The organism is Oleiphilus sp. HI0066 (assembly GCF_001635725.1).
Genome location: NZ_LWFH01000855.1, coordinates 1 through 4746 on the forward strand (window position 1 = coordinate 1; position 4746 = coordinate 4746).

The following is a 4746-nucleotide window of genomic DNA, read 5'->3' on the forward strand; positions in this document are numbered from 1 at the left end:
TGCCATTGTCATATTCCTTTTTCTTATTCACTCGCTATAAGCGGGCGAATCTTGATCAGTATTTACCGTAGGTGCCTTCTTTAAGTGCGTCGAATAGATTCGCAGCGGTGTGGATTTCACCGTCGTATTCAATCTCTTCGTTGCCTTTCACTTTTACGGTTGTTCCGTCATCCAATGTAAATTCGTATAAGGTGTTCTCAAGATCTTGCTCTTTCACCAAAACGCCCTGGAATGCTTCAGGATTGAAACGGAATGTTGTACAGCCTTTTAAGCCCTGCTCATAGGCGTACATGTAAATATCTTTAAATTCTTCATATGGGAACTCTGTAGGAACGTTCGCCGTTTTAGAGATCGAAGAATCTACCCACTTCTGTGCTGCCGCTTGAATATCGACATGCTGCTTTGGCGTTACTTCATCTGCCGCGATGAAATAATCAGGCAATGCGTTGTCAGGGTTATCACTAAATGGCATTGCATCTGGATTGACCTGATTTCTGTAAGCAAGCAATTCGAATGAATAAACATCTACCTTTTCTTTAGTCTTCTTACCTTCGCGAATAATGTTACGAGAGTAGTGGTGAGCAAAGCTTGGCTCGATACCGTTACTTGCGTTGTTCGCAAGAGACAAAGAAATAGTTCCCGTCGGTGCAATCGAAGTATGGTGTGTAAAACGTGCACCTTGCTCAGCAAGCTGATCGACTAATTCTGGCTCGTAATCAGCAATACGTTGCATGTAACGGCTATATTTTGCGTGAAGAACTTTACCTTTCACTGTATCGCCTATGGAGTAACCGTCCGCGCTCAGCTCTGGGCGTTCGCGTAGTATTTCGGCAGTCACTGCGAACTCTTCTTCCATGATTGGCGCTGGCCCTTTCTCTTTACTTAGTTCAAGACCTTGTCTCCAGCCTTCAAGAGCCATTTCGCGGTTCACTTTCTCAGTGAACTCAACAGACTCAGGCGAACCATATGGCATTTTCATCATGGTTAATGTAGAACCAAGACCCAAAATGCCCATGCCATGGCGACGCTTAAAGTTAATCTCGTTGCGTTGCCCCATTAAAGGCAGGCCATTTATCTCAACAACGTTGTCGAGCATACGCGTGAAGATAGCAACTGCCTTACGGTACTTCTTGAAGTTAAATGAAGCCTTGTCAGTGAATGGCTTTTCAACGAAAGACGTTAGATTGACAGAACCAAGCAAGCAGCTGCCATAAGGTGGCAATGGTTGTTCGCCACAGGGGTTAGTTGCACGAATGTTTTCACAGAACCAGTTGTTGTTCATCTCATTAACTTTGTCGATCAGGATGAAGCCTGGCTCAGCAAAATCGTAAGTAGAATTCATAATAGAATCCCAAATCGTACGCGCTTTAACAGTGTTATAAACACGACAACCGATTAAACCTTCTTGGTTTGCGACGTACCCAGATTTAACAGGGAATGAACGGAATACAAACTGCTCAGTGTCAGTAAGGTCTAGATTCTCTTCAGCAACTTCTTCTGCTGTAACTGGGAAAGAAAGTCTCCAGTCAGCATCGTCTTTTACTGCTTTAATGAAGTCTTCAGTGATCAATAGTGACAAGTTGAATTGACGAAGACGACCGTCTTCACGTTTAGCTTTAATGAAGTCCAAAACATCAGGATGGTGTACATCGAAAGTCGCCATTTGTGCGCCACGTCGACCACCTGCTGATGATACTGTAAAACACATCTTGTCGAAGATATCCATGAACGACAATGGGCCAGAGGTGGTCGCACCTGCACCAGCAACATAAGCACCTTTAGGGCGTAAAGTAGAAAACTCATATCCGATGCCACAGCCGGCTTTTAGTGTTAAGCCTGCTTCGTGGTTTTTAAGTAGGATATCGTCCATTGAGTCATAGACTGTGCCTGAAACGGTACAGTTAATGGTGGAAGTTGCAGGCTTATGTTCGCCAGCGCCTGCATTCGACATAATGCGGCCTGCGGGAATGACGCCAGTTTCTAATGCCCATTTAAAATCTGCATATACCTGCTCGCGCTTTTCCTCTGGTTCTACAGAAGATAGAGCACGGGCCACACGTTCATAAGTTTCAGCGATTGTTTTATCAACAGCCTCGCCAGACTTTGTTTTCAGCTGGTATTTAGTGTGCCAAATGTCTACCGACGCATCTTGCATCGGGAGTGGAGAAATGAGCGGTTCGACCTTAGCGTTCATTTATGAAACCTCGTGGACGTTCTAAATGACAGACACTCTTCCTTAAGTGAGCTATCACATTAAAATGTTTTATTGGCTGCCTTACCTGAGCAACCCCTATATTTAGTGGTGGCAGAAATGTTCTCTTTCTGCTCACGTATAACCTTTAAAGCCAAGACAACTAAGCGATTACGAGGGTTCAAAGGTACAGCTATTCGTTTAGTTACGCCTGATGACGGGATAGAAGATGTATCCCTATATATAGTATTATGAATTGTTGGTTTACTATATGTAGCGTACTTGCGAAGAAGTATAACAGCATATAGTGGTATGTGAAGATTCTCTTGTGTCTTTTTTTGATGAAAAAACCTTAAATATTTATTGACTTTTGTAGGGCTTATTTTGGTGCGGCTTAGACGTTAAGTGGGCACTGCCGTGCACCAAATTGGATTAAAAAGTAGTAGGAATGGTTAGCCTTTTATAACCATATATAGTGTATGGGTGTTTGTTGTAAATGGCGAGCTTGGTGCTCGCTGACTACCAATTGCACAATATGCCGTTATAATGCGCCGCTCTTATTAAACGCGCCAGTTTTACGTTCTGGTCGCTGAACACAGGAACATGTATATGTCTGACATCACCGTATGTGCCATGTATCGATTCGTCGACTTGCCAAACTACAAAGAACTTCGCCAGCCCTTACTAGATAAAATGCTAGAAAACGATGTACGCGGTACATTATTGCTAGCAAGCGAGGGAATCAACGGCACGGTATCTGGCACCGAAGCATCCATTGAAACCTTATTAACTTGGTTTAAAGCTATCCCCGAGTTTGCAGATATTGATTACAAGCTTTCGTTTGATGAATCTCAACCGTTTTACCGCACCAAGGTGAAACTTAAAAAAGAAATTGTCACGATGGGGGTAGAGGGTATCGATCCTAAAAAAGTTGTTGGCACATACGTCAAACCTAAAGACTGGAATGCGCTTATTTCTAATCCTGAAGTTGTACTGATTGATACGCGTAATGATTATGAGTATGAGATTGGTACGTTTGAGGGTGCCGTAAACCCTAAAACTGATACCTTTAGAGAATTCCCGGCTTATGTTGATGAACATTTAGATCCTGCTAAGCATAAAAAAGTCGCTATGTTCTGTACGGGCGGCATTCGTTGCGAAAAATCGACAGCTTTCCTAAAAGAAAAGGGCTTTGATGAGGTTTATCATCTAGAGGGTGGCATCCTTAAATATCTGGAAGAAGTCCCTAAAGAAGATACGATGTGGGAAGGCGATTGCTTCGTGTTTGATAATCGTGTTGCGGTTGATCATGATCTAAACAAAAGCGCTTATGATCAGTGCCACGCATGTCGACTTCCAATTACTGCCGAAGATATGGAACACGAACACTACAAAAAAGGTGTGAGTTGTCCTAAGTGTTTTGGCAAACACACGCCTAGCCAGATCAAACGATTCGAAGAACGTCAAAAACAGATTGACTTAGCGCGCGCACGTGGCCAAGGCCATATTGGTAGTGAAGCAACTGAAGCTATTGCTCAAAATCGTGATAAGAAAGTCGCGGCGATTAAAGCGCAGCAAGAAGCGCAGTAATACATCTGATAAAAGTAGCGTGAACGGTGTCGTTTGCGCTACTTCAACTCAATCTTTTTCTCTTTGCATCTCGCACAGCGCATAACTGTGACAAGCCTCCCTTGCTTAACGTCAAACTGGTTCTCTTTTTCGACCACCCATTTGTGAAAGCCATGCTTACAAAGGCTTTTTCCTTTATGCTTCGCTTTGAGCGAAGGTCTTTTAAACTGAACAACGTCTCCCATAGTTTTCCTCGCGAACAATAAATCAAAGCAGCAAATAAGAATTAGACGGATGCTACCAAAAGGATACCGTAAACGATACAGCCTTACTTTCATCGGAAGCTTGTTGCTGCATAGCTCCGTTGCGACCTATCTTATCTATAATCCTGTCGATTTTACGGAAGAAGTGCAGGACAAATCTGTAACTGTTCAGCTGAAGAAAGATGAACCGAAGTCGGACAAGAAAGAAGCCGAGAAGAAAGAGGCTGAGAAGAAGGAATCCAAGAAGAAGGAATCCAAGAAGAAGGAAGCCGAGAAGAAGGAAGCCGAGAAGAAGGAAGCCGAGAAGAAGGAAGCTGAGAAGAAAGAAGCCGAGAAGAAAGAAGCCGAGAAGAAGGAAGCCGAGAAGAAAGAAGCTGAGAAGAAAGAAGAGAAGAAGAAAGAAGAGAAGAAGAAAGAAGAGAAGAAGAAAGAAGCTGAGAAGAAAGATAAGGATCCATTGGAAGAGGTTTACTCTGTCGACAAAAATAACGACGACGGCTCTTTCGGCAACAAAGAGACTGGGTTGGGTGGCTTTGGGGACAAGCCGAATGATCCAAGTAAATCCAAAAACGTAAACAAAGATAAGCAAGAACAAGCCAAGAAAGCAGAACAAGCCAAGAAAGCAGAACAAGCCAAGAAAGCAGAACAAGCCAAGAAAGNAGAACAAGCCAAGAAAGCAGAACAAGCCAAGAAAGCAGAACAAGCCAAAAAAGCAGAACAAGC

Annotated in this window: 2 protein-coding genes; one reads left to right on the top strand and one right to left on the bottom strand. The window is 43.3% G+C overall.

The features are described 5' to 3' along the window. Positions 1 to 55: 55 nt before the first annotated feature. Positions 56 to 2194 carry an adenosylcobalamin-dependent ribonucleoside-diphosphate reductase gene (locus A3738_RS09900; RefSeq protein WP_068479730.1) on the bottom strand — a complete coding sequence of 713 codons (2139 nt, stop codon included), beginning with the start codon at positions 2192 to 2194 and terminating at the stop codon, positions 56 to 58. A gap of 606 nt (positions 2195 to 2800) precedes the next feature. On the opposite strand from A3738_RS09900, the gene A3738_RS09905 reads away from it, so the two are divergent. Next, positions 2801 to 3781, top strand: a complete 981-nt coding sequence (locus A3738_RS09905; RefSeq protein WP_068479732.1) for a rhodanese-related sulfurtransferase — start codon at positions 2801 to 2803, stop codon at positions 3779 to 3781. Positions 3782 to 4746 lie beyond the last annotated feature (965 nt).